The organism is Gluconobacter sp. Gdi, from assembly GCF_014132155.1.
Lineage (GTDB): Bacteria > Pseudomonadota > Alphaproteobacteria > Acetobacterales > Acetobacteraceae > Gluconobacter.
This window is the reverse complement of the sequence record NZ_BLJQ01000001.1, coordinates 1-23844: the sequence shown is the minus strand read 5'-3', so window position 1 is coordinate 23844 and position 23844 is coordinate 1. Positions and strand designations below refer to the sequence as shown.

21 protein-coding genes and 1 pseudogene are annotated in these 23844 nt (G+C 54.9%); 11 read left to right on the top strand and 11 right to left on the bottom strand.

What is annotated here, in order from left to right:
• Positions 1 to 76 precede the first annotated feature (76 nt).
• Positions 77 to 691, top strand: a complete 615-nt coding sequence (locus tag JN414_RS00110; protein WP_086634204.1) for a LysE family translocator — start codon at positions 77 to 79, stop codon at positions 689 to 691.
• Between the two features lie 9 nt (positions 692 to 700).
• On the opposite strand, the gene JN414_RS00105 is transcribed toward JN414_RS00110, so the two are convergent.
• The 5 genes from JN414_RS00105 to JN414_RS00085 form a co-directional block, all read right to left on the bottom strand.
• A complete protein-coding gene (locus tag JN414_RS00105) occupies positions 701 to 1630 on the bottom strand; it encodes an ABC transporter ATP-binding protein (RefSeq protein ID WP_202206208.1) in 930 nt (309 codons plus the stop codon).
• Positions 1627 to 2580: an ABC transporter ATP-binding protein gene (locus JN414_RS00100; RefSeq protein WP_202206207.1), complete on the bottom strand. Its 954-nt coding sequence runs from the start codon at positions 2578 to 2580 to the stop codon at positions 1627 to 1629. Before JN414_RS00100 ends, JN414_RS00105 begins: the two co-directional genes overlap by 4 nt.
• Entirely contained in the window at positions 2570 to 3553 is a 984-nt protein-coding gene (locus JN414_RS00095; protein WP_202206206.1) for an ABC transporter permease, read from the bottom strand. The genes JN414_RS00100 and JN414_RS00095 overlap by 11 nt, the downstream gene beginning before the upstream one ends.
• Positions 3550 to 4500, bottom strand: coding sequence for an ABC transporter permease (locus JN414_RS00090; RefSeq protein WP_202206205.1), 951 nt, complete (start codon positions 4498 to 4500; stop codon positions 3550 to 3552). The genes JN414_RS00095 and JN414_RS00090 overlap by 4 nt, the downstream gene beginning before the upstream one ends.
• Before the next feature lie 119 nt (positions 4501 to 4619).
• Positions 4620 to 4814, bottom strand: a complete 195-nt coding sequence (locus tag JN414_RS00085; RefSeq protein ID WP_046900203.1) for a hypothetical protein — start codon at positions 4812 to 4814, stop codon at positions 4620 to 4622.
• A 307-nt stretch (positions 4815 to 5121) separates the two neighbouring features.
• Between JN414_RS00085 and cysK the strand changes: the two genes are divergently transcribed.
• Complete coding sequence (gene cysK / locus JN414_RS00080) at positions 5122 to 6117, top strand: cysteine synthase A (protein ID WP_046900204.1); 996 nt, start codon at positions 5122 to 5124, stop codon at positions 6115 to 6117.
• A gap of 127 nt (positions 6118 to 6244) precedes the next feature.
• Positions 6245 to 6868: pseudogene (locus tag JN414_RS00075) on the top strand (RBBP9/YdeN family alpha/beta hydrolase); the annotation flags it as partial.
• 47 nt (positions 6869 to 6915) lie between these two features.
• Here JN414_RS00075 and JN414_RS00070 read toward each other — a convergent pair.
• The 4 genes from JN414_RS00070 to JN414_RS00055 form a co-directional block, all read right to left on the bottom strand.
• Complete coding sequence (locus JN414_RS00070) at positions 6916 to 9285, bottom strand: heavy metal translocating P-type ATPase (RefSeq protein ID WP_202206204.1); 2370 nt, start codon at positions 9283 to 9285, stop codon at positions 6916 to 6918.
• Between the two features lie 79 nt (positions 9286 to 9364).
• Positions 9365 to 11080, bottom strand: coding sequence for an ABC transporter ATP-binding protein/permease (locus JN414_RS00065; RefSeq protein ID WP_202206203.1), 1716 nt, complete (start codon positions 11078 to 11080; stop codon positions 9365 to 9367).
• On the bottom strand, positions 11067 to 13463 hold the full coding sequence (locus JN414_RS00060; protein ID WP_202206202.1) for a TonB-dependent siderophore receptor: 2397 nt from the start codon (positions 13461 to 13463) through the stop codon (positions 11067 to 11069). Before JN414_RS00060 ends, JN414_RS00065 begins: the two co-directional genes overlap by 14 nt.
• A gap of 76 nt (positions 13464 to 13539) precedes the next feature.
• On the bottom strand, positions 13540 to 13752 hold the full coding sequence (locus JN414_RS00055; protein ID WP_202206201.1) for a heavy-metal-associated domain-containing protein: 213 nt from the start codon (positions 13750 to 13752) through the stop codon (positions 13540 to 13542).
• A 300-nt stretch (positions 13753 to 14052) separates the two neighbouring features.
• On the opposite strand from JN414_RS00055, the gene JN414_RS00050 reads away from it, so the two are divergent.
• The 4 genes from JN414_RS00050 (at position 14053) to JN414_RS00035 (ending at position 17416) form a co-directional block, all read left to right on the top strand.
• Positions 14053 to 14457, top strand: a complete 405-nt coding sequence (locus JN414_RS00050) for a hypothetical protein (protein WP_202206200.1) — start codon at positions 14053 to 14055, stop codon at positions 14455 to 14457.
• A gap of 85 nt (positions 14458 to 14542) precedes the next feature.
• Positions 14543 to 16339, top strand: coding sequence for a copper resistance system multicopper oxidase (locus JN414_RS00045; protein WP_202206199.1), 1797 nt, complete (start codon positions 14543 to 14545; stop codon positions 16337 to 16339).
• 20 nt (positions 16340 to 16359) lie between these two features.
• The gene (locus tag JN414_RS00040; RefSeq protein ID WP_237389853.1) at positions 16360 to 17109 is read left to right on the top strand and encodes a copper resistance protein B; all 750 of its coding nucleotides are present in this window, start codon (positions 16360 to 16362) and stop codon (positions 17107 to 17109) included.
• Positions 17110 to 17134: 25 nt separating this feature from the next.
• Entirely contained in the window at positions 17135 to 17416 is a 282-nt protein-coding gene (locus JN414_RS00035; RefSeq protein ID WP_202206197.1) for a hypothetical protein, read from the top strand.
• A 24-nt stretch (positions 17417 to 17440) separates the two neighbouring features.
• Here JN414_RS00035 and JN414_RS00030 read toward each other — a convergent pair whose 3' ends face one another.
• Complete coding sequence (locus JN414_RS00030; RefSeq protein ID WP_237389799.1) at positions 17441 to 17791, bottom strand: metal-sensitive transcriptional regulator; 351 nt, start codon at positions 17789 to 17791, stop codon at positions 17441 to 17443.
• 272 nt (positions 17792 to 18063) lie between these two features.
• On the opposite strand from JN414_RS00030, the gene JN414_RS00025 reads away from it, so the two are divergent.
• The 3 genes from JN414_RS00025 (at position 18064) to JN414_RS00015 (ending at position 22590) form a co-directional block, all read left to right on the top strand.
• Positions 18064 to 18306: a FeoA family protein gene (locus tag JN414_RS00025; protein WP_046900211.1), complete on the top strand. Its 243-nt coding sequence runs from the start codon at positions 18064 to 18066 to the stop codon at positions 18304 to 18306.
• 8 nt (positions 18307 to 18314) lie between these two features.
• The gene (locus JN414_RS00020) at positions 18315 to 20183 is read left to right on the top strand and encodes a ferrous iron transporter B (protein ID WP_202206196.1); all 1869 of its coding nucleotides are present in this window, start codon (positions 18315 to 18317) and stop codon (positions 20181 to 20183) included.
• Positions 20184 to 20721: 538 nt separating this feature from the next.
• Positions 20722 to 22590 carry a DUF6311 domain-containing protein gene (locus JN414_RS00015; RefSeq protein ID WP_202206195.1) on the top strand — a complete coding sequence of 623 codons (1869 nt, stop codon included), beginning with the start codon at positions 20722 to 20724 and terminating at the stop codon, positions 22588 to 22590.
• Between the two features lie 10 nt (positions 22591 to 22600).
• On the opposite strand, the gene JN414_RS00010 is transcribed toward JN414_RS00015, so the two are convergent.
• On the bottom strand, positions 22601 to 23530 hold the full coding sequence (locus JN414_RS00010; protein WP_202206194.1) for a glycosyltransferase family 2 protein: 930 nt from the start codon (positions 23528 to 23530) through the stop codon (positions 22601 to 22603).
• A 105-nt stretch (positions 23531 to 23635) separates the two neighbouring features.
• Here JN414_RS00010 and JN414_RS17220 point away from each other — a divergent pair, with 105 nt between their 5' ends.
• Positions 23636 to 23743 carry a superoxide dismutase family protein gene (locus tag JN414_RS17220; protein ID WP_202206193.1) on the top strand — a complete coding sequence of 36 codons (108 nt, stop codon included), beginning with the start codon at positions 23636 to 23638 and terminating at the stop codon, positions 23741 to 23743.
• Positions 23744 to 23844: the final 101 nt, after the last annotated feature.

Below are 23844 nucleotides of genomic sequence, written 5' to 3'. Positions count from 1 at the left end.
CAACTGTACCGGTACTGTTCCGGTAATTCTTGTCATAGTGATCAGGATAATCCCGTCTGCAACAGGAAATTCCGTCATGCCGACTTACTGGCAGGCTTTTGCGCCTCTCGTTCTTTTCACGTTTGTCGCATCCGTTACGCCCGGCCCCAACAATATGATGCTGGCGTCTTCCGGGCTGACACACGGTTTCCGCCGAACGATCCCACACATGCTTGGGGTTGCGCTGGGGTTTGTCCTGATGGTGGTCATTCTCGGCCTTGGTTTGGGAAGCCTGTTCGAGCATGCACCCTGGTTTTACGTTGGCCTGAAATATGCCAGCGCGGCATATCTGCTCTGGCTGGCTTGGAAAATTGCTACATCCTCAGCAACGCCTGAAGCCAATGGGAAAGGAAAACCCATCAGCTTCCTGCAGGCTGCTGGTTTCCAGTGGGTCAACCCAAAAGCCTGGGTCATGGCCGTCGGTATTGTTGCGGCCTATGTGCCGAAGGAAGGTTTCTTCTTCAACCTTGCCATCGCCGGCGTCATCTGTGGCTTGGTGAATTGCCCTTCCGTCGCGCTCTGGGCTGGCTTTGGCGCAGGCATGAGACGGTGGCTTCATCGGCCGCTTCTGTTACGGAGCTTCAACTATGCGATGGCTCTGTTACTGGTTGCGTCCCTTTACCCACTGGCTTTCGAAACGGCCTCTCGCTGAATTTCAACTTCACAGAGGGTAATGGCAGGCGACCTGCCGTCCCTCACCAACGGGCTGAAGTACAGGACGTTCTGTTGCACAACGCGGCTGGGCGATCGGGCATCGGGTATGGAAACGACACCCTGATGGCGGATTGACCGGGCTAGGCACGTCGCCTTGCAAAGGCGGCGGCAAGGCCCGATCCGGGCGCGGAACCGCATCCAGCAATGCTTTGGTATAGGGGTGTGCGGGCCGGTCCAGCACGTCGAGACCGTGTCCCTCTTCAGCAATACTACCCAGATACATGACAGCAATCTGATCTGCCATTTGCCGGACAACGGACAGATCATGAGAAATAAAGATGCATGCAACGCCGAGAGAAGCCCGCAGATCCCCAAACAGATTGACGATCTGAGCCTGAACAGAAACGTCCAGTGCGGAAACGGGCTCGTCCGCGACAAGAAGCTCCGGCCCTAGCGCCAAAGCGCGGGCAATGTTCAACCTCTGTCTCTGCCCCCCGGAGAACTCATGCGGGAAACGCCCGGCGACTGACTGGGAAAGACCCACCTGATCAAGCAGTTCCGCAACACGCTCCCTAACCCCGTGCCGACGATGAATGCGGAGGGGCTCGGCCAGAGACTCCCCCACGGTTCGGCGTGGATTGAAGGCAGCAGAAGAATCCTGAAAGACCATCTGCATTCGCGCGCGCCAAGGGCGCATTGCGCGATCGGACAGTCCGGAAATTTCCTGCCCGTCGAACATAACCTTGCCAGATGTCGGCTGTGTCAGACCAATCAGAGTACGTCCCAGGGTCGACTTTCCGCATCCGGATTCCCCGACGAGCGCCAGAGCTTCTCCTTTCCGCACCTGCAGGGAAACACCTGAGACAGCATGCAGCACACGTCCCCGGCCAAGACGATAAGATTTCTCCAGATTGCGCGCTTCCAGCAGAACACTCATGCCGCATACAGGACACACGCCACGCGTCGTCCCTCCTCGATTTCAGTCAGCGGCGGACGCACGGCACATTCTGACCGAACGAAGCTGCATCTGGGAGCAAACACACACCCAGTTGGACGATCATCAGGTGTCGGCGGCTGACCTGGAATGGTTGGAAGCCGTTCGGGTCTAGGACCGTCCAGGGGTGGAATGGCCGCGAGCAACGCCTGCGTGTAGGGATGCAAGGGACGATCCAGCACATCCCGAACCGGGCCATTTTCAACCACCAGTCCGGAGTACATGACTGCCACATGTGTGCAGGCCTGCGCGACAACACCCATATCGTGCGTAATCAGCATGACCCCGGCGCCTTCCTCCCGAATTTCGCGCAGCAGTGTCAGAATCTGAGCCTGCACGGTGACGTCAAGCGCTGTCGTGGGCTCATCGGCAATCAACAGGGCCGGTGTGCAGGAGAGTGCCATCGCAATCATGGCGCGCTGGCGCAGACCGCCTGACAGTTGATGAGGGTACCGCTTTGCGGCCATGGCCGGATCGGGCACACCCATCCGCTCCAGAAGCTGCACCGTCCGTGCACGGGCCTCGCTTTTGCTGACGCGATGATGCAAACGGATCTGCTCGTCAATCTGCGCCCCTATAGACCTTACTGGCAAAAAAGCCGTCATCGGGTCCTGAAAGATCATCGCAATCCGCGCGCCCCGAAGCTTACGCATCACCTTGTCCGGGAGGTTGACCAGTTCCTGTCCAGAAAAGAGGATGCTCCCTGATGCTTTCAAACCGGGAAGAAGCCCCATGACGCTCATGGCCGTGAGGCTCTTGCCCGACCCGGATTCCCCCACGACCCCCAAAGCCTCGCCAGCATTCAGACGTAATGAAACACCTTCAAGGAGCCGCGTACCACCGGGCAGGTTTAGCTTCAGGCCCTGAATATCGAGCAACTGTTCAGCGTCCATGCTGACCATCCCTGATACGCGGATCGAGGAGCACATACAGTCCATCCACCAGAGCATTCGCAATGACAACGAATACGGCTGCATACATGACCGTCGCCATGATCAGAGGCAGATCCAGGGTGGCCAGAGCCTGATAGGTCAGACGTCCCACGCCCGGCAAAGCAAACACGACTTCTGTCAGCAACGCTCCGCCGCCTAGCAACTGGGCAAAATCCAGACCGAAGAGCGAGACATAGCTCAACCATGACAGTCGCAATCCATGCCAGAGCCAGACACGAGCTGGCCCTGCGCCTTTCGCTCTTGCCGTGCGGATGGAGTCTTCCCCCATTGCACTCAGAAGCTCTGATCGCAGGATGCGGGCATATAGTCCCATGAAGGAGACCGAGAGCGTCAGCGATGGAAGAAGCAGCGATTTCGCCCAGCCGATCGGACTTTGAGAGAGCGGCACATATCCCAGCGGAGGCACCCATCGAAACAGCCACGTATCGTGCCAGCGACTCTGGGTGAACAGATTGATCACCTCCCCGAGCCAGAAAACCGGCATGGACAGCCCGATCAGACCCAGCACCATCAGGACCCGGTCCACCCAGCTATCCCTTAGCACCGCGGACGCAACGCCAATTCCCAGAGATCCCACAACCCAGAAGAAGGCAGCCCACACAACGAGAGACAGCGTTACCGGCGCCGCAGACACCACTTCGGGCACGACTTTCTGACCGTGATTGACGAAAGACGTGAGATCTCTGCTGACGAACAGTTTCTCCATCATCCGCACGTACTGAACAGGCAACGGGCGGTCGAACCCATATTCGGCGCGGATCCGCGCCATGACCTGCGGGCTGGCGCCTCTTCCTGCGATACGCGCAGTCGGGTCTGCTCCGGGAGTGGCGAAGAAAATGCAGAATACCAGAACGGAAATGCCGAAAATCACCAGCGCCATCTGTCCGGTGCGCGACAGGAAACTGCGTATCATCGACCGGCTCCCTTCGGGTCCAGATGATCCCGAAGGGCATTCCCCAGAACATTCAGGGCCAGCACTGTCACGACAATCGCTATGCCCGGCGCTATGGCGACAATTGGCCTTGTATAAAGAAGGCCTTCTCCATCCTGAATGAGCGTTCCCCATGACGCTGCGGGGGCCTGCACACCAAGAGACAGAAAGGACAACGCCGATTCCGCCAGAAGGCACAGAGCCATGACGAGAGGCCCGAGAACGACCATCGAAGGCGCAAGACTGGGCAGGATTTCACGTCGGAGAATACGAAAATCCGAGGCTCCCATCCCCCGGGCAGCCAAGACGAATTCTGCTCGTGACAGACTCAGAACACGGGCTCGCAATGGGCGGGCGGCATACGGCACATAAACCAGCGCAATAATGCCTATGGGAATCAGAAAGCTATCGGCAGCAAGCGTTATAAACCCCAGATGAAGGCCATGCCCTACCGTTACAACCGACAGTGAAATGGCGAACAGGTAAACAGGGATAGCCCACAGGATATCGAGGAAGCGGGACAGGACGACATCCACCCAGCCCCCGAAATATCCGGCACAAATACCGATACTTCCCGAGAGGCACAGACACAGCAATGCGGCCGATGCCGCGATCAACAGGGAGCTTCGACCGCCATACAACAGACGAGACGCGACATCCCGTCCCTGGGAATCAGAACCCAGCATATAGGCGCCCGGTGACCAGTCAGGCCCCAGAGGCGTCAAACCCAGATGCAGAGGATTATCGTTGGGCTGCATCAGGTCCAGTGACTGGCCGTGACGTGTGGTGGTTCCAGCAATGTTGGAAGAAAACGGGTCCACTCCCGCCATTTGGGCGTAGAGCGGAGCGCATAAGCTCGCCAGAATGACGAGCCCCAATGCCGCGACTGCAAGAGCAACGCCTTTCTTGACGGAAAGCGCGCGGATCATTCGCAGAAAACCGTTTCCTCCCACACACACTCCCATCTGCCGATCTGTTCAGCCTACCGTTCTAGCGGACCGACAGGGGAAGAGAAGAGGTGTAAAGGAAGAAACGTAAATCGTTTATTTCAGATCGGCCTCAGAACGGACCGTGCATGCTGCGAGACCAGGCGGCGCAGGGCGGATAAATCTGTCAGGGTCTGGTTATGCAGCCCGCGAACGCTGTCATGGGCGGCATAGAAGCGGCGCGCGCCCGTTGCGCTGACCAGAATGGCAACGCCGAGAAAAATACCATTGATTTCGATAACGGTGGAACCAAGCATGACGTCGAACCTTAAATGCGCCCGACATCTGTGTGCTGTCGGGAAATTACGAATGAAAAGAGAAAGAATTCCGGCTCGCGGAAAGTCGGCAACACGGGGGTTGCCAGCAGCACATTCGACACATCATCAGGATGCCCTTCCGGTGGATCAGTTCATGCTCTCATAACGGATGAAACGTCACACCGTCAATATATTACGATAAACAATAAGTGATTCGTAAAATTATATATTATATTACTTTTATATTTCGTTTTTTAAGATCAAATTCCGTCCTGCCCTTTTCCACGTCCTGTGATACAGAAACGATATGAACAAAAAGGCCTTGTCTTCCCCCGCTCCCTTCGAAGGTTATGCCGCTCCGCGCGGTAAGGTTTACAACTCATTCCTGGAGACAGTCGGGGGCACGCCGCTCGTTGCACTGCCCCGCCTGACGGAACAGGAAAAGCTGCAGGGGCGCCTCCTGCTGAAGCTCGAGTTCTTCAACCCGCTAGGCTCCGTCAAGGACCGTATTGGCGTTGCCATGCTCCGCGATGCCGAGGCCCGCGGGCTGATCACGCCGGGACGGACAGCCCTCATTGAGCCGACATCCGGCAATACAGGCATTTCGCTTGCATTTGCGGCTGTTGCGCTAGGCTATCGCCTGATCGTCACCATGCCGGAAAGTGCCTCCATTGAGCGGCGCAAGATGCTGCGTCTCATGGGCGCGACAACCGAGCTGACACCTGCAAATGACGGAATGGCCGGTGCCATCCGCCGGGCAGAAGAACTGATGGAAACGCTGCCTGACGCTTGGATGCCAAGTCAGTTTGAAAACGACGCCAATCCGGCAGTTCACGAGCAGACAACCGCGTTGGAAATCTGGAACGACACTGCCGGGCAAGTGGATATGGTTGTAGCCGGGCTGGGCACTGGCGGCACGGCTTCCGGAATTGCGCACGGCCTCAAGAAACACAACAAGGCGATCAAGGTCTTTGGTGTAGAACCACGGGAAAGCGCCGTTCTACATGGTGATGAACCTGGCCCCCACGGTATTCAGGGTATTGGCCCCGGATTCCAGCCGGATACGCTGGATCTGCGGGCGCTGGATAGCGTGATTGAGGTTTCAGAGCAGGAATCGCTGACAACAGCGCGTCTTTGTGCCGCTGTCGAAGGCATTCCCATCGGAATTTCTTCCGGTGCCGCACTCTATGCGGGTATGACTTTGGCCAAGAAAACCGCCAATCGGGGCAAGACGATCGTTGTTATCGCTCCGTCTTTTGCGGAGCGTTATCTCTCCACACAGCTTTTCGACGGATTGGCCTAAAAACGTTCAATAAAATAACTTTATAATATAGTTATTTTATTGAACTCTGATTTATGTTCGTTATTAATCCAGATCACAAATCCTGATCGGGAATTGTCTCCCGGTCAGGTTTCTGGAGGCTTTGGGCATGAACCTTTTCTCTGGCCGCGCAACTGCTCTGGACCTAGCAGCGAGTGCTCGAGCGCTTTCCTTTCAGCACTCGTCTGAAGAGACGGTTCTTGCCGCCGAATTTCATCACATCAAAACACAGTTCACGCCTTTGCTCGTGCCAGGACTTTTCGGCTCCGGACAGCACCACTGGCAGACCCGATGGGAAACTGCTTTTGGCCTGCCTCGCCTGCATCAGGCAGACTGGGAAAACCCAACCCCGGAAGAGTGGGACGCTGCACTGACGCAGGCCATTCAGCAGGCAGAAAAACCTGTCCTTCTGATCGCCCATAGCCTCGGTGCTGTCCTGACTATGCGGTGGCTCGCACAGCATGAGTCATCCAATGTCGCGGGGGCTTTCCTCGTTGCGCCAGCGGATATTGAACATACGACGCACCCGGAAGCATCCCGCATCAACGCGTTTGCTCCACTTTCAGAGGCTCCCTCTCCGGTTCCCGTCGCCATGATGGCCAGCCGGAACGATCAGTGGCTTTCCAACGATCGTGCCCGACTACTGGCACAACGGTGGCAGGCTGAATTTACGGATGCCGGTCTGACAGGACATGTGGGGAGTAATGATTTTCTGGGGCTCTGGAGCCATGGCGCCAGAACCCTTATCTCCTTTGTTCAACGCCGCCTCACGACACCAGCTCAGGGAGAGTGTGGTTTCCAGCGGTTCAGAAGCAGAGAATTACTTACGACCGAGACTGAGCTCATGGCCATGGCTGCACCCGCGACAATCGGGTTCAGCATGCCCAGTGCGGCCAGTGGCAGGCCCAGAACGTTGTAGATAAAGGCAAAGAACAAATTCTGCCGGATCTTCGAAAGCGTAGCCCTGGATAGGGAAATGGCATCCAGAACGGCCGCCAATTCACTCTTCATAAGCACGACATCTGCCGTATCCAACGCAACGGCAGAACCGGCCCCCACAGCAAAGCCCACGTCCGCTGCGGCCAGGGCCGGTGCATCATTGATGCCATCCCCGACCATCCCCACAACAGCACCTTCAGCACGATATTTCGTCACGCTTTCAGCCTTGTGCTGCGGTAACACGCCAGCAAGGTAATCATCCACGCCAACCTGCCGCGCAACAACAGCTGCGGCACGCTCATTATCGCCCGTCAGCATGACAACCTTGATTCCACGTGCCTTCAGTGCGGTGACCGTTGAAATAGCATCCGGGCGAAGACCATCCCCCAACGCGACGATGCCAAGCAGGCGTCCTCCCGTGGCGACCGCAATTACGGTCTGCCCTTCATTTTCGAGCGCCGCCACAGGAAGAGCTTCCAAACTGTAGCCGGCCTGCGTGAGATAGCGCGGAGATCCGAGCAAAGCTGCCTCTCCGTCAATCTGTGCCTCAACGCCCAGGCCTGGGATGGCCTTGAACCCATCCACACTCAAAATCGTCGCGTGGTGAGTTGAGGCATAGTCCACGATAGCCCGAGCCAGAGGATGCTCGGAATTCTGCTCCAGAGAGGTGGCTACGGCCAGCAGGCGGTCGGCCGAAACGCCCTCAGCAGGATGCAAACTGGTGATGGTTGGGCGACCTTGCGTCAGGGTTCCAGTCTTATCGAGAATGATTGTCGTAAGTTTCTCGGCTTGTTCCAGCGCATCGGCATTCCGGAACAGAATACCATTCTGGGCCCCTCGCCCTGTCCCGACCATGATGGCCGTCGGCGTAGCCAGACCAAGCGAGCAGGGACAGGCAATGACGAGAACGGAAACAGCCGAAATCAGGCTCCATGTCATGGAACCCGTGACCAGCCATCCGATCAGGAATGTCACGACAGCAAATGCGACAACGGCGGGAACGAAGATGCCGGAAATACGGTCTGCCAGTCTCTGGACATTTGCTTTCGATCCCTGCGCCTGCTCGACCATGCGAACAATCCGCGCCAAAGCTGTATCCGAGCCAACACCTGTTGCCTTCACCCGAAGCATACCGTTCGCGTTGATCGTACCGCCGAAAACTTCACTCCCAGCCTGCTTCAGAACCGGTACGCTTTCGCCCGTCAGCATGGCTTCGTTCACATCGGAAGCACCATCCAGCACTTCGCCATCCACCGGGACACTCTCGCCCGGCCGGACAATAAAGATGTCTCCGGTGTGCATATCAGCTACCGCACGATCAACCAGAACACCGTCCCGCTCGACATGTGCGGTTTGCGGCTGAAGCTGCAACAGGCTTTCAATTCCCGCGCTAGTACGCACTTTGGCGCGCGTTTCCATCAGCTTGCCGAGTGAAATCAGAGTGATGATTGCACCGCTGGCTTCAAAATAAACTGGCTGGGGCAAGTGCAGGATCGCGACCACGGCACTGAACAGATACGCAATGCTCGTTCCCAGAACGACCAGCACATCCATGTTCGCCGATCCGCCCCGAACTGCATTCCAGGCCCGGCGATAAAGATGAGCGCCACAGACGAACTGAACCAGCGTCGCACTTACAAACTGAACAGCAAGCGGGACTGTCTCCATACGCCCCAGCAACATGCCGAACATTTCAATGAAAAGCGGTAGTGCAAGTACGAATGTCAGCAGAAAGCGGTTTCGCTCCCGACGCCACACAGCTTCACGCTTTGCCTTCGGATCTTCGCGCTTGCCTTCATCCAGACGGGATGCCCCAAATCCAGCCTTGGTGATTTTGGTCGCAAGATCGTCCGGTGTCACAATGCCTGGAACATAAGTGACATGCGCACGCTCGGCAGCGTAATTCACGCTTCCCTGCACGGACGGCATCCGGTTCAGGACCTTTTCAATCCGCGCAGCGCAGGCAGCGCAGGTCATGCCCGTAATTGCGAAGTCCACACTCTGCTCATCCACCGAGAAACCGGCTTTGCGCACTGCGGCAATAACGTCCCCGACTGTGGTGCCTGAGCCCTCCAATTCGACCTGCGCACGCTCAGACGCAAAATTGACGGCTGCCTGAACACCGTCCTTGCGGTTCAGAACTTTCTCGATCCGCGCAGCGCAGGCCGCACAGGTCATTCCACCAACTGGAAAACTGACCGTTTGTGACATCTGGGACTCTCCTGAGCGGACGGAATTCGCGAAGCCACAGGCTCCAAAACAAAGGGGAATAATATACCCCCATATGGTATTATAAAAGACGCTGAACAGTTACGCTTTTTTCGCGAAGAATCATTTCCTGGCCATGAAATGCTTTGAGGGCTGCGCGATGCGCAACACTGATGAGGGTGATGTGAGGCAAACGTTCAAGGAGGCGAGCATAAAGATCAGCCTCGTTCTTCTCATCCAGAGCAGACGTTGCTTCATCGAGGAACAACGTGGACGGTCGAGCAAGAAAAACCCGAGCAAATGCCAGTCGTTGCTGCTCTCCCGGAGATAACACGTCTCCCCAGGCCGATTCATTCTCTAGATCTGGCATAAGGAACGCCAGATTTGCCGCCAGAAGCGCCTCTTCACAGGCTTCACGGGCATAGCGATCCGGGGTTGCCGGATAGCCAAGGGCCTGAAGCAAAGAGCCAGTCGGAACATAACTGCGCTGAGGCAGGAACATGGCATCGCGCATGTTGAAAGAAATATGCCCCGTCCCCTGCGTCCATAGTCCGGCGAGGGCACGAAGCATGGTGCTCTTCCCTGCCCCGGATGGCCCGCTAATGAACCATCGCTCTCCGGCAGGAATATGGAGGCTTCCTATATCCGCGATGCGAGAACCATCAGAGCGATCCAGAGAGAGAGCTTTAATTTCAATCCCATCGGCATCTGTCGGCTCCCGCACGATGCCACCAGCAGGAAGGCTCACGACAACACGCTCAAACTCCCCCAGACGCTGAAGGATGGAGCGAAGCGTTGCCAGATCCGTGTAATTTTCGATGAACCATTGCAGGCTTCGGCGGACATTCATGAATGCTGAATTGATTCGCGAATACAGACCAAACGTCAGAGCATGTGCCAGAAGCTTCGGCACAAGCAGCGCCCACAAAACGATATTAACGCCACCCGTATAGAGTTCGACCACAGTATTGGCGCGCCAAGTGTAGGTCATGACGCTGCGCCAGTTTTTGGCAATACGGTTCAGGCATTCGGACAGACGGAAGTGCTCCGCAGCCTCCCCACTATAGAACGCGATCTGTTCAGCATTACGGCGAACATCCAGCAAGGTCGCGCGTAAATCAGCATCGTAATGCTGCTGACGATAATTAGCGCTTACAAGGGGGCCACCTGCTTTTTCGAGCATGAACGAGACCAGAAGAATGGAAATCGTCGTTCCAAAGAACATGTATCCGGGGATGACGATGTGCCAGCCATGCCAGACAAATGAGAGCGTTCCACCGATCGTCCAAAGCACGACCGCAAAGGACAAAAAGGTTGTGACAGCCTGAATGGCTTCCAGCCCGAGGCGGAGCGTCCAGACGGTCATCTGGGCCAGATCATCGGCAATACGCTGGTCCGGGTTATCAGCCCGGTTCTGACCATGTTCCAGATGATAATAGGCGTCATCAGAAAGGTATTTGCGCAGATAAACCCGTGTATTCCACAGGCGCCAGCGCATGGAGAGCACCTGTGTCATATATTGCTGGATGACTCTCATTCCTGCGCTAAGCGACGTCATCAGAATATAAATGGGCAACAACGCAATGCAGGCCGCAACACGGTACGCGAACATCGTGTCAAAAAAGGTCTGGTCCCATTTCCCAAACCACACTGCGACCTGAACATCCAGGAAGGATAAGCCGATAATGCTCCCCAGAAGGCCCAGCGCCTTCCAGCGATCTTCCGACCGCCAGTAGGGGAGCAGAACCTTCCAGTCAGAAAGAGAATGCGGGGGTGTCGGGGGTTCAGTATGTGCCACGAAGCGTTGCCATGAAACTGCGGGGAGCGGCCGGGAAGTTAAACTGCCAGACGCCGCTGGCACGTTCGTAATAATAGCGGTCTGTCAGGTTATAGGCGTTCAACTGAAGTTTGAGATGCTTGTTGAACCGGTATCCAATAACGCTGTCGAGCGTCATGTAACCGCCCTGAACTGTCGTGGCATAACTACCCCGAAGATTACTGTATGCGTCCAGCCCGACACCAAAGTTCAACCCCTTCAGACGACCTTGCTGCACATTGTAATGCACCCAGGATTTGAACATGTGATGCGGTGAGAAAACACCCCCAAAGTCTGAAACTTTCGGGTTGGAAACCTTGGTATCCAGATATGTGTATCCGATGGAGACATCCAGTCCCGGCAGGATCTGGCCGTCAACCTGCGCTTCCCAGCCTTGCCGACGGATTGGGCCGGTCGTGATGTAAAAGCTGGTGTGATCCGGGTCCTGAACAGGCTGGTTCACACTCTCCATACGAAACAGGGCTGTGGATATGTTGAGGCGCCCGTGGAAGTACTCGCCTTTAAACCCCGTTTCGACCTGATTGCCCTGCTGTGGCGTCAAACCTTCTCCATTGAAGGTCAACCGCCCCACAGAAGGCGTGAAGATGCTGGCATAACTGGCATACCAGGAGAGGTTGGGCGTGATCTGATACACCGTGCCAAGATAAGGCGTCAGTTGGCCATGAATATTTGCCGTGGTTTTCCATGGGCTTTCCGGAGAAGGACTGCCATCCCGCGTCTTTTCGGAAAAGCGTGACACGCGGCCGCCAAGAATCAGCGAAAGATGATGGATCAGCTCAAGACGCAGCTGACCATAGAACCCCCATTGATAAGCATTGTCGTCTGTGCCCTCAGCCCCATCCGCCGGGTTATAGGTAACGCTGCCTGCTGCGGGCTTCTTTACGACTGCTGTATTGTTGATGCTGACATCAGAGTAGAGCGCGTCTGAGTTCACAGCTCCGTAGGCAACGTGTGTGTTGTAGGCGTTATAATTAAAGCCCAGCAGCAAGTGGTGTGTTCGGTGCAGAAGGTGGAAACTGCCTGTTGCGTAGACGTCCGCAGATCTGGATGTATTGGTCCCACGATAAGGGAAAGTCCCACTGTCTACGTAACTTGTAAGGCCGGTACGCACATCCGGAGGGGTGTCCGGAGAATTATACGATGTGTTGTAACTCTGGTCGTAGAATGTCCCACGTGCTGTGACGCTCCAGTCGCCCCAGAGCTTCTGCGTCAGCGAGGCGATCGTCTGCTGGGTCGTGTAATTGCTGTAACCCCAGGGCGGTGTAGGGTTCGCATCCCGCCCGCCATACCAGAGCGTCCGCGTGGTCGTAACGGGGAGCCCGTAATAGGGTGCATCAATATTCTGCTTCTGGGCCGCATGAGATACAAGGAATGTGGTGGACGGTGTGATGTCCCATTCCAAAGCGCCATAGGCCTGCCACATCCGATTGTGGGCATACTTGTAGAAGTAATCGTTGTCCTGAAAGACGTCGGCCGTACGGAACCGTAGCGTTTTGGAGCGATTGAGCGGAATGGTCAGATCAACATCGGCGCGATAGTTATTGAAGCTGCCAACCGAGGCACTTCCGCTTGCAGCAAAATCCTTGCCGGGCTTTTTTGTCACCTGATTGACAACGCCGCCAGCTCCGCCAGCGCCCTGCAACAACCCGGCCGATCCGCGCATAACCTCGATCCTGTCAAACATGGACAGGTCAAAACTCGCATTGTTCAGCGTTCCAGCAGCGTTCGGTGTATTATCGATGGACGTCGTAAGCTGATAGCCACGTGAATAGAAATTACTGTTGGCGGTGGAACCGGGAAGAACGCGGATACCGTTAATCTGCCGCATGGCGTCCGTCATCGTCAGCATGTTGGAATCTTCCATGCGCTGCTGTGTGATGACAGAAATAGAGTGCGGAATGTCCTTCAAGGCGACGAGCGTTTTACCCCATGCCTCTACGGCGGGTGCGGTATAGGAGCGTGGCGTTCCATAAACACGCAGGTTCTCTGTTCCGCCATCCACGGTCGAGGCCAGATCGGGGTTTGGGGCCACGGGAGCTTCAGCAATAGCGGCTGTAGCTTCCGGGGAAACCGTCGGCTTCCCGCAGACCTGCCGTCCCCCCGCATCTTTGTGCTGAATGCGGCAATGGGACATTTTCTGGCGTGTTTTCTCTCCGCGTTCAGCAGCCTGAGCATCAGGAGCGGAGCCCATCAGGATAGTTCCGCAAAGAAGGGCAGACCCGGATACCGAGAACTTCAGGAAACGTCTGGATGCGTCAATGCCGTGATGTGTCATAAAACCTGCCCAGAAAAAATAACTCTGCCGCACAATTTGTTTCGATTTGACAATATAACGCTGCAGCATGACACCCGGACTGGTTTCACAGATTGAACCGGGTGTTGTGTACCGTGCGCCTCTCTGAAAGAGAAGGCGACGCGCGCTAGGAAACCAGGTCGAACCCTGTCTCTTCAACAGTTTCAGCCAGCCCCGCAGGAGTTGCCACGTCGGGATCGTACGCCACCGTAACCTGCCCCCCAGCCAGTACGACTGTAACCGCTGAGACGCCGCTCACGTGTTCCAGCGCCTCGCGCAAACGCTTGGCACATCCTTCGCAGGACATTCCTTCCACTTTGAGATGTGCGGTCTGCGTCATGGTCATTTTCCTTCCGGCTTACTCAGTATCCTTGGAATACTGCGATTCTTTTATACCCCTGTTGGGTATATGTTTTTCTCCTATGCGGTTTCCGGGGAGTTTTGAAATTAAAATCGTTAATATAACGTATTAAATAATGTGTACGGATGGGGGGTATCCACGAGAAATCCTGTCTCCCTCCTTTTTGTGTATGCTCTGTGAGTGAAATCTCTCTTCCATTCATTCCCTGCCTGGGTATAGGGTCATTGCAGGAGGCAGGCGGAAGGATATCCAGACGCCTGTGGAAGACAGGGATCTGTGATGCTCAAAACGCATACCCGGACATGGCTTGGCATCATTGCCTGCCTGCTGATGCAGGTGGGACTGATGGCTGGTGCCTTTCCGGCGCATGCAGCATCACGGGCACACACCATGGCAATGCCGCACTGCGCATCCATGCCTCACAAGACGTCTGATGCCTGCGACAAGCACAGTATGCCGGGCCTCGAAACTCCCATTCTCCATGATCATCACCGCGCGGGGCATGGACAAGGCTGCTGCCACATCCATTCCGTGTCGGCTGAGCCTCTCTTGACGCTTGCGAACACACCTTCATTGTCGGCGCATCCTGCAATTGCCAGACGCTTTGCCAAAACAGGCCACACATCGCTGTCTGGAACAGACTGGATTCCGACGCCCCCTCCCCCCAAACAGCTGATTTCCTGAAACGACCCGATCCGCAGCTTTGCTGCGGCTGGAGCGTGCATCCGTGCGCTCCGGTTTTCCTTCACCGTTTCCCGGTTTTCAGCTGATGTCCAATTCATTCGACCCCATACGCCCCCTGACGCGGCGGCGTTTTGTTACGAGCCTCGGTGCGGGAGCCTGCCTAAGCGCCCTGCCTCACAAAGCACAAGCGAGCACTCGCACGTCTACAGGCCTTCTGCCTCTCACCCCTTCCAGTGTCTGGGATCTGAAGGTCAGCCGAACGCATATTTCTCTCGATGGAAAATCCATGCACGCCCCCAATATTGGCGGAACAGTGCCTGGCCCCATCCTGCGCTGGAAACAGGGCGAAACCGTTACACTGAACGTGTCAAACGCGTTGGATGAAACAACGTCGATCCATTGGCACGGCATCCGCGTCCCGTCCAATATGGATGGCGTGCCGGGCCTGAGCTTTGCGGGCATCCCACCGGGCGAGACTTTCAGCTATCGCTTTCGCCTGCATCAGAGCGGCACATACTGGTATCACAGCCATTCCAACATGCAGGAAGCGATGGGACTGTATGGCGCTATCGTCATTGACCCCATTCGTCCTGATCCGAATGCCTGTGACCGCGATTATGTCATCTTTCTGGGAGAATGGACGGATGTCATGCCGCATGACATCGTCAGCAATCTCAAAATGCAGGATGACTATTACGTCTTCCGTCAACGAACGGCCGCGTCCTTTCCCCAAGAAGCCCGTGATGCAGGGAGCGTCATGGCCGCTCTGAAGGACCGGCTTGCCTGGTCCCGGATGAACATGGCCGCAACCGATATCGCGGATGTTTCAGGCGCTATCTACACCTATACATTGAACGGCAACGCGCCAGACATGAACTGGAACGGCCTGTTCCGCCCAGGCGAGCGTGTGCGTCTGCGCTTCATCAATGGCGCCACCATGACGCTGTTTGACGTGCGGATTCCCGGGCTCGAAATGCTCGTCGTTCAGGCGGACGGCAACGATGTGGAACCAGTTCCGGTTGATGAATTCCGCATCGGCGTGGCGGAGACATATGACGTCATCGTTCAGCCCAAGGAAGACCGGGCCTATACGATCTTTGCTCAAAGCGAAGACCGAACAGGCTTTGCCCGCGGCACACTGGCGCCTCGCTCGGGCATGAGTGCACTGATTCCGCCCATGGATCCACGCCCCGTCCGCACCATGGTCGACATGGGTATGGGCAACATGAAGCCGGGAGAGAGCATGGACCACATGGCGATGCCCGGAATGGACCACGGCTCGGACATGAAAAACATGCCTGGAATGGATATGTCTCACATGGACATGAGCCATATGGAGCATATGTCCATGCCAAAAATGGAAATCGACGATCCTGGGCCGCCGCCGATTAATGTCGAAAACCAGAACGTCGCGATGATGCCGATTGATCGGACAAACAGCCCAGGGGATGGACTGGAAAACAACGGCCGACGCGTCCTGAATTATGGGCAGCTTCGCGCGACACGACCGGGCGCAGACCGCAGGCCTCCATCACGGGAGATCATCCTGCATCTGACGGGAAATATGGACCGTTATATCTGGGGCTTTAATGGCCGAAAATTCTCAGAGTCCGGACCAATCCGCCTGAAAAAAGGAGAGCGTGTCCGCTTCACACTGATCAATGACACCATGATGGAACACCCGATCCATCTGCATGGCCTGTGGAGTGAACTGGAGAACGGCCAAGGCGATTATCGCCCTTACAAGCACACCATCATTTCACAACCGGGATCTCGCATGAGCTATCTCGTGACGGCTGATATTCCCGGCATGTGGGCCTATCACTGTCATCTGCTCTATCACATGGATCTGGGCATGTTTCGCACCGTGGTGGTGCCATGAAAGCCGCCTGGGCAGCAACCATGCTTCTGGCTGGAACCGGTATGGCTCATGCCGAAGACACCACGCAGTATCACGCCGCGGATGCTCCGATTCCGGGCGCGGTCACGCATCTTGGCAACATCATGCCCGTGATGATGGACCAGAGCAGCTGGTTCCATGGCATTCTGGAGCAGGCAGAAGGGCGCTATGCCCCCGCCGGCACTGATTTCCGCTGGGACGGTGAAGTCTGGTACGGCACGGATTATGACCGACTCTGGATCAAGTCTGAAGGCACCCTTGAGAAAGGGCGCCTGAGCGATGGCCAGCAGGATATTCTCTACAGCCGGGCCATTTCCACATACTGGAACCTTCAGGGCGGCGTGCGTGTTGACTTGGATGATGGCCCGACCCGGACGTGGGGGGGCTTCGGCATTCAAGGGCTGGCCTTATACCAGTTCGAGTTCCAGGCCACAGGGTATGTCAGTGACCGTGGGCGCTTCGGTGCCCGCGTCGAAGGATCATACGATTTCCTGCTGACCAACCGCCTTATTCTCCAGCCTCAGGCGGAGTTCAATCTCTATACGAAGTCTGATCCAGCCCGACAGGCAGGCGCAGGCCTGTCAGACGTCGATGCCGGGCTCAGGCTTCGTTACGAGCTATGGCGAAAATTCGCGCCTTATGTGGGCGTTACATATTCCGGCCACCTGACACAGGCCCGTAGGATCGTACGGGATCAGGGCGAGAAGCCCGGCTCAGTACGCTTCAGCCTCGGCATCAGAAGCTGGTTCTGATCTTCATTTTTCAGGAGTTCTCATAATGAAAAAAGCTCTTCTCACTGCTTCCGCCCTTCTGTTCGCCACAGTGGCATCTGCTGCCCCCAGCCAGACACCCGAACCAAAGGCGCCTGTGGCCGTAAAGGCAGATCCTCTGGCAGGCCTGACCATGGATCAGCAGATGGAACTCTGCGAGCGCCTTGAAACTCTCAAGACGCAGAGCAAACCCTTAACCCCGAAGATGCAGCAGCAACTCAAGGCCTGTCAGGCGATGAGCATGGACGCTCCTTCTGATTCAGCCCCGGACGCAACACAGGACCGCTAAATCCGGCGGTGAAAAGAAGAGGCGTCAGCGCATCATCCGGCGCACGACCTGCAAAAGCTCGTCAATCGCCTCTTCGCCGCCATCCGTCTGCACGGCTTTCCTGACACAACCATTGGCGTGCGTGGACAGGATCTGGATGGAAACACCATCCAGCGCGGATTTAATAGCAGAGATCTGTGTGAGAATATCAACGCAGTAACGGTCATCCTGAACCATGTTCAGGATACCACCAACCTGACCTTCGATCCGACGAATGCGGTTCAGCAGCGCCTTTTTCTGAGGTTGTTCAACGCGCTTCTCACCGGGTGTCTCACTGGTGGCACAATGCACACAGCCGTCTGCCGGAATCTCGTCTTCACTCGTCATACTCTTCATGGGTCACGGCTCCTCTGCGGTCATGCGAAGGCGTTCATAGCATCTCCACGCTCATTCCGACCATTCAGCCCTATCAGACGGGCTCTTTCTGGCGTTCTTGAGGCGGCCCACATGATATCACGCAAGAAAAATCCTGAGGCACACAGTCAATAAGTAAACTGTGGATGCAAATAATTCTCATCTCTCTCTTTTCGCTCCCGCCGGATGAGCCTATCTAGGGAAACGGCCAGCACGCCCAAGGGAGAGCTGGGAGGCACTGGGATAAGAAACTGATGTGGTATCTGAATACACTCTCCAAAGGAGATCATGCCATTATTGATCGGGTCGAAGAGCTAACACTGGCAGACCCCATTTCTGCCCGCCTCGGTGAACTTGGCTTTGTTCCGGGCGAAAGAGTGGAGATTGTGGCGACCGGTCCAATCGGCGCAGACCCTATTGCTGTTAGTCTTGGCACGTCCCGTTTTGCGCTCCGCAAAGGAGAAGCAGCGCGTATTGTTCTGCGCCGCCCAGTCTGACCATCATAATGACGTCTCCCGCCTCGCCGTCTCCTGCGACTCATGTGTTACAGACTGCCCTCGTTGGAAACCCGAACTGCGGCAAGACTTCGCTTTTCAACCAGCTGACCGGAAGCCGCCAGAAAGTTGCGAACTACGCTGGCGTCACTGTCGAGCGAAAAGAAGGCTTTTTCTCCACGCCGCAAGGTCGCCCGATCCGCGTTCTGGATCTTCCTGGTGCTTACAGTCTGGCCTCTACGAGCCCGGATGAGGACGTCACGCGAGATGTCTGCCTGGGACAGCACCGTACTGAAAAACGCCCCGAACTTCTGATCAGCGTTATTTCTGCGACCAATCTTCGGCTGCATCTGCGCTTTCTGCTCGAACTTCGTCAGCTTGAAGTTCCCGTAATCGTTGCGCTCAACATGATGGATGAAGCCAAGCGCAATGGCATGACCATTGATATTGCCGGGCTTGAGCAACAACTTGGCATGCCGATTGTGCCTGTCATCAGCCTGAACAGGCAGGGTATTCAGCCTTTATTGGAAGCTTTGGACCGCCCTCTTCCACCCCCGCCAAAAGCGCTTTCCCCGGACGCGGACCTTCATGCCGAAGTCCGACGTCTGCTTCAGGCATATGTTACGGATCGCTCTGCTGGCCATGCCCGATTAGTTGATCGACTGGATCGCTGGTTCCTGCATCCTGTCTGGGGCCCAGTCATTCTGCTAGTCGTGCTGTTTGTAATGTTCCAGACAGTCTTTGCCTGGGCCCAACCCCTCATGGATGCTCTGGAAAGTGGCATTACCATGCTTGGGGAGTTCATTCTCCGGCCGCTGCCTGACGGTGTCTTGCGGAGCTTACTGGCTGATGGCGTTATCGCAGGCGCAGGAACAGTCATTGTTTTCCTCCCACAAATTCTGATTCTCTTCCTGTGGATTTTGGCCCTGGAAGAATCTGGATATCTGCCCCGTGCGGCATTCCTTCTGGACCGTGTCATGGCTTTGGCCGGTCTGAGTGGCCGGTCTTTCATCCCGCTTCTTTCCAGCTTTGCGTGCGCCATTCCCGGCATTATGGCCGCACGCACCATTCAGAATCCCCGGGATCGACTGGTCACGATCCTGATTGCTCCTCTCATGACGTGCTCCGCCCGTCTGCCAGTTTACACACTGCTGATTGGCGCATTCATCCCGCACAAAACAGTTCTCGGGATTTTTGGAATTCAGGGCCTGGTTCTGTTTGGGCTCTATGCTCTGGCGATCGTCAGCGGCATCATCGCCGCCCGCATCATGACGCGTGGCGTCAAATCAGAAGAACATCCACTCCTTCTGGAGCTCCCCCCGTACCGGCGCCCTAATCTCAAGAGCCTAGCGCTCGGTCTGTGGCAGCGTGCCGTGATGTTCCTGTCACGGGTTGGTACCATCATTGTATCGCTGAATGTCCTGCTCTGGGGGCTATCCAGTTTCCCACTTCCCCCCGCCGGCGCAACCGGTGCTGCTATTGACTACAGCCTTGCGGGCCGGATTGGCCACCTGATGCTCCCGATTTTTGCTCCCATCGGTTTCAACTGGCAGATCTGCGTTTCCCTGATTCCCGGCCTCGCTGCACGTGAAGTCGCCGTCAGCGCGCTTGCAACAGTCTATGCACTCGGGGTGAGTGAAGACGCTGCATCCGCAAAGCTTCTGCCACTTCTTTCAAGCCAATGGAGCATTGCTACCGCTCTCTCGCTGCTGGCGTGGTATGTTTATGCCCCGCAATGCATCTCGACTCTGGCCGTCATGCGACGGGAAACCCGGTCCATGAAAGTCGTTCTGGGAGCAACGGCGTATCTTTTTGGTTTGGCATATGTCGCAGCCTTTATCGTCTATCATGTCACCAAGGCTGTCGCAGGAGACGCATGATGATTGAAACAATCGTTGCCATGCTAATAGTCAGTATTGCAGCACTCTACTGGTATGCACGTCTCTTTCCAGTGAGCTGGGGGCGCCTGAAAACTGCATGCGGCTTTCAGGCACACACACCTGTCCCGGCCCCATCAAAAGGGTGCAGCAGTTGCAAAGCTTGCAGTGGAAAATCAGGAGGGTGTCACTGAGGGCACCTTCCTTGGGTTTCAGAGACATTGCTCCATGTGCAGGTAGGTGTTTTCCAAATCCTTAGACAAACCGGAACTTTGTATTCCCTACAAAATACCCGTACAAAACTCTGACCGTCCCCAGCTCAGAGTAAAAGTTCTTGTTCAAATTCAATTTTCTACCGAGCTCAGTCTTTAGTCGGTTAAAAGCTTATATATTTCCCCTTCTTCTTGGCATTACTCTGGCTTTATGGACGTTTCCTCTTCCCTTAATATCCGGGAAGCTTCCTCCTGTGGCTCAGGCAGCCCGAGGGGATGTCATCCAGCACATGATCGGACAAGCCTACTTCCTGAGGCAGGACTGGCATTTGCCTCTCCTTGTTGCAGACCGTCTGGTGGCTCCTGCTGGCACCAATATCGCCATGACAGACAGCATCCCGCTCGAGGCTCTGTTTCTTAAAGCACTGCATATTTTCTTTCCCGGAATGCAGCAGGGCATAACGTTATTTCTCGCCTTATGCTGGTGCCTTCAGCCCATTTGCGCTGTGTTCGCACTACGGTCGATGGGAGAGAAACGTCTGCTTCCTGCCATAGCCGTCAGTTTACTCAGCGCTTGCTTCCCAACGTTCTTGGCCAGAACTAGCCACACCGCCCTTTGCGCCCACTGGATTCTTCTTCTCGCCATAGGGCTGTATTTCAGAGCTGTTCAGCCGCAGGGCTCCTCCAAGCCTACGTGGGTTCTGGCAGCGCTAACAAGTTTGACCCTTCTGGTGCATCCTTATCTGATGGTGATGGTAGGAGCGCTTCTGGGTGCAATTCCATTATCCATTTTCTTCAGAGAAAAACGCTGGAAAGCATGTAGGTCCAGCGCAGCAGCAACCTTGACGGCTGGAGCAAGCATTCTGCTGGCAGGAAAAGTTTTGGGCTACTGGGGTGGCGCCAGCGGAGGGGGCTATGGAATCTACTCCATGAACCTCGCATCACCGTTCTGGCCGGCCCGGTCCAGCCTGTTCTTGCAGGCTACACAAGCAGAAGCTGATGCCACCGGGGGCCAATACGAGGGATATCAGTATCTCGGAGCCGGCCTTCTCTTTCTCCTGGCCATGCTTTTTTGTCGCAAAAAAGGATGGACCCTTTTCCGTCAGAGCATGACCCGAAATATTGGTCTTTTGCTTGCCTGTCTGGCTCTGACAGTCATTGCTCTCTCCAATAGAATATACTTCTTTCATACTTTGCTCTTCCAGACGCACATCATGGTTCCTGGCGCTGAACAAATGCGCTCATCAGGACGTATGTTTTGGCCAGTCGCTTATGTCATTCTCCTTGGAGCAGTCTGGGGCGTCTGCAAGGTATGGCCTCGGGGGGCGCCTGTCCTCCTCAGTCTGGCTGCTATTTTGCAATGGGTCGACACACGCGATTTACGTCAGTCTGACCGCATGGCTGAGGCTCAGTTGCTAAGCCCTCCATTAGCGGCTGATAGTCATTTGTTTGAAATAATGCATGCCTTTGAGCATGTTGAAATTTATCCTCGCCTTGAATGTGACGCCACGAGCCTTGAAGAGGATATGCCGCTTATCTATGCAGCCGCTTATCAGAATGCATCCGTCAACACGATGTATACGGCTCGTTCACTCCCGGAAGGCGCATGCCATCTCGCCCAAGAAAATCCCCATTATCTCGACGATAAAACCCTTATCGTTCTTAATGGCCCGCACCGCCTGGCAAATGCATCGTCTTGGATTGACCGTACACAGGCCAGTTGCGGAGCAGTGAACACTCTCATCCTCTGCGCCAAAAAAAATCTAAATTTACCCTCTGTACCGTACTCAACACCACTACCTCTCAATCAGACAATTTTCACGTCATCAAATTACCCGCTCCACACAGAGCTTCTGGAAAGCGGTTGGTCCGGGTCGGAGGACTGGGGAACGTGGAATGAAGGACGCCAAGCCTTTCTGTTTCTTCCCGTACCTAAAGACACCAAAACAGTTACAGTAATTCTGAATTTGCAGGCGGCACCAGGAGAAACGAAAAAAGTAAAAGTGTCCTTACATGACCAGGTTTTAGCTGAGTGGTCTGTATCCCCAGAAAAATCAGAATATTCTGTAACAATTCCCACACTTTCTACCGAAAATATTCACCTGAAACTGGATGTTGATCACCCAGTGCATTTGCCGACAGATCCACGTTTTTTAGGAATTGGGATTTCAAGCGTAAAAATAGTAACTCCAAACTGAAGAAATAATATCAGTTATAAGTTTTCCTTAAAACATAAATAGGGCGCTGCTTTGTCTCCATATAGATGCGCCCTATATATTCTCCCAACATCCCAATGCTGATAATTTGAACGCTACTAAAAAGAGTAATAGCGGCGAAAAGAGACGCATATCCTGGGACTGGATTACCCCAGAAAATTGTACGAACTATAATAAAGAAACCATACACGAGAGCACACAAAGCTCCCATTGTTCCAAGATAAGTCCAAAGACGTATGGGAATAGTTGAAAAGCTCGTGAAGCCCTCTAAAGCAAAGTTCCAAAGTGAAAAACCCGAGAACTTTGTCGTTCCAGCTGAGCGAGGCAACCGCGCATAATCAACAGTAACGGTGCGAAAGCCTACCCAAGCAAATAGACCTTTCATGAATCTCTGGCGCTCCGGAAGCCGCTTGAGCGCATCCACGACACATCTGTCCATCAAACGAAAATCTCCAACATTTTCAGGGATCTGAATGTGTGAGATTTTACTGTGAAGCTCGTAGAACCAAGCCGCTGTCTTCCGCTTCAGAGTGCTGTCTGTGGAACGATCAACACGTCGCCCCAATACAACCTCAGCCCCTTCGCGCCAAGCTTCTACCATCTGAGAGATCACCTCAGGAGGATCCTGCAGGTCGGCATCAATGATAACAACAGCATCACTATCTGCAGCATCCAACCCGGCTGTTAATGCTGCTTCTTTACCAAAATTTCGAGATAGTTCGAGAATTCGAAACCTAGGATCTTTTTGTGAGAGATCTAATAATTGAGCGAGTGTCGCATCACTGCTTCCGTCATCAATACAGACAATCTTCCACTCTATTGCGGGAATTTTTTCTAAAACAGGAATGATCTTGTTTGCAAAAATTGTGATCACACCTTCTTCGTTATAAAAAGGAACGATCAAGGAAATAGTCTTCAACACACATTACATCCTTCGAAGTCTCAACAATCTTCAAAAGAGAAGGGATTTTTATTATTCGAATAACAATTCTCTGATAGGTTTTATTACAGATGTCAACAAAATATTATGTTCATTAACAGACGAATGCTAGTCGTTCATGAGTTTTCTGATGATTACGAGAGTCAGCCGATTGGGGGCTCGGGGTCTCGCGTGATTTGTGGTGTGATCCGGTAGGGCGCAACACGAAAACCCCCGCTGTCTCGGTGAGAGAGCGGGGGTTTTGGAACTGTATTGGTGTGGTTGCGGGGGCAGGATTTGAACCTGCGGCCTTCAGG

Coding starts and splice junctions, on each gene's coding strand:
- JN414_RS00110 (WP_086634204.1), top strand. CDS start 77: ATGCCGACTTACTGGCAGGCTTTTGCGCCTCTCGTTCTTTTCACGTTT.
- JN414_RS00105 (WP_202206208.1), bottom strand. CDS start 1,630: ATGAGTGTTCTGCTGGAAGCGCGCAATCTGGAGAAATCTTATCGTCTT.
- JN414_RS00100 (WP_202206207.1), bottom strand. CDS start 2,580: ATGGACGCTGAACAGTTGCTCGATATTCAGGGCCTGAAGCTAAACCTG.
- JN414_RS00095 (WP_202206206.1), bottom strand. CDS start 3,553: ATGATACGCAGTTTCCTGTCGCGCACCGGACAGATGGCGCTGGTGATT.
- JN414_RS00090 (WP_202206205.1), bottom strand. CDS start 4,500: ATGATCCGCGCGCTTTCCGTCAAGAAAGGCGTTGCTCTTGCAGTCGCG.
- JN414_RS00085 (WP_046900203.1), bottom strand. CDS start 4,814: ATGCTTGGTTCCACCGTTATCGAAATCAATGGTATTTTTCTCGGCGTT.
- cysK (WP_046900204.1), top strand. CDS start 5,122: ATGAACAAAAAGGCCTTGTCTTCCCCCGCTCCCTTCGAAGGTTATGCC.
- JN414_RS00070 (WP_202206204.1), bottom strand. CDS start 9,285: ATGTCACAAACGGTCAGTTTTCCAGTTGGTGGAATGACCTGTGCGGCC.
- JN414_RS00060 (WP_202206202.1), bottom strand. CDS start 13,463: ATGCTGCAGCGTTATATTGTCAAATCGAAACAAATTGTGCGGCAGAGT.
- JN414_RS00055 (WP_202206201.1), bottom strand. CDS start 13,752: ATGACGCAGACCGCACATCTCAAAGTGGAAGGAATGTCCTGCGAAGGA.
- JN414_RS00050 (WP_202206200.1), top strand. CDS start 14,053: ATGCTCAAAACGCATACCCGGACATGGCTTGGCATCATTGCCTGCCTG.
- JN414_RS00045 (WP_202206199.1), top strand. CDS start 14,543: ATGTCCAATTCATTCGACCCCATACGCCCCCTGACGCGGCGGCGTTTT.
- JN414_RS00040 (WP_237389853.1), top strand. CDS start 16,360: ATGCTTCTGGCTGGAACCGGTATGGCTCATGCCGAAGACACCACGCAG.
- JN414_RS00035 (WP_202206197.1), top strand. CDS start 17,135: ATGAAAAAAGCTCTTCTCACTGCTTCCGCCCTTCTGTTCGCCACAGTG.
- JN414_RS00030 (WP_237389799.1), bottom strand. CDS start 17,791: ATGAAGAGTATGACGAGTGAAGACGAGATTCCGGCAGACGGCTGTGTG.
- JN414_RS00025 (WP_046900211.1), top strand. CDS start 18,064: ATGTGGTATCTGAATACACTCTCCAAAGGAGATCATGCCATTATTGAT.
- JN414_RS00020 (WP_202206196.1), top strand. CDS start 18,315: ATGACGTCTCCCGCCTCGCCGTCTCCTGCGACTCATGTGTTACAGACT.
- JN414_RS17220 (WP_202206193.1), top strand. CDS start 23,636: ATGTTCATTAACAGACGAATGCTAGTCGTTCATGAGTTTTCTGATGAT.